This window comes from Paraburkholderia sp. J63, assembly GCF_905220245.1.
Taxonomy (GTDB): Bacteria; Pseudomonadota; Gammaproteobacteria; order Burkholderiales; family Burkholderiaceae; genus Paraburkholderia.
The window spans coordinates 1-256 of record NZ_CAJMZF010000221.1 but is presented as its reverse complement, the minus strand read 5'-3'; the positions used below and the strand labels follow the sequence as shown (position 1 = coordinate 256).

Genomic DNA, 256 nt, shown 5'->3' with positions numbered 1-256 from the left:
ACGAGCTCCGGTGCATCCGCCCGAAAAGCTGGAGGCGCGGGTTCTGAATCTCACACTCAAGCACCGGCCTCCGGACGGCTCAACGCATTGGAGCAGCTATAAGCTTGCCGCGGCTTTGGGCGATGTGGGCGCCTCGACGGTCCAGCGCATCTGGCGCAAGCACGGCGTGCGGCCCCATCGGATCGATACGCACATGGTCTCAAATGATCCTGACTTCGAGACCAAGGCGGCAGACGTGATCGGTCTGTATCTGAAC

General features: G+C 61.7%; 1 pseudogene. It reads left to right on the top strand.

From position 1 onward, the window contains the following. Positions 1–256, top strand: a pseudogene (locus tag U5775_RS39265) (IS630 family transposase); the annotation flags it as partial.